Origin of the sequence: Mesorhizobium sp. M4B.F.Ca.ET.089.01.1.1 (assembly GCF_004022605.1) — a bacterium.
Lineage (GTDB): Bacteria > Pseudomonadota > Alphaproteobacteria > Rhizobiales > Rhizobiaceae > Mesorhizobium > Mesorhizobium abyssinicae.
In genome coordinates this window covers 1-416 of the sequence record NZ_RZOS01001503.1, presented here as the reverse complement: position 1 = coordinate 416, position 416 = coordinate 1, and the positions used below count along the sequence as shown (strand labels likewise).

The following is a 416-nucleotide window of genomic DNA, read 5'->3' as shown; positions in this document are numbered from 1 at the left end:
CAATGCACTTGTACACACGCGCAAATTCACGGAAGAGCCGCCCGAGCTTGAGGCAATCCTGATCGAGCTTCGAGATCTGGACCATGGATCGCAGGGAGCGGCAGAGCTCCATCACGCCGCCGGAAAGCTGCTTAATGATCTCCGTCGCTACAAGGAGGCGATGGATCACTTCAAGCAAGGGAATCATGCCAGAGGCCACAAATTCGACCTGGAAGACTACAGTCGCTGGGTCGATGCCATGATCGAAATCTTCACACCGGAACTGGTGGCTTCAAGGGCCGCTTACGGCAATCCCTCGGAGGTGCCTGTTTTCGTTGTCGGCATGCCACGCTCGGGGACGACGTTGACGGAGCAGATCTGTGCCAGTCATCCAGACGTTCATGGCGCCGGCGAACTCAGCAAGCTTAGGCGAATAG

Annotated in this window: 1 protein-coding gene; it reads left to right on the top strand. The window is 57.0% G+C overall.

Annotated elements, in window-relative coordinates; translation table 11 throughout:
- Positions 1–416, top strand: a 416-nt coding sequence (locus EN780_RS38075; RefSeq protein ID WP_133373039.1) for a sulfotransferase, incomplete at both ends; no start/stop codon positions are given.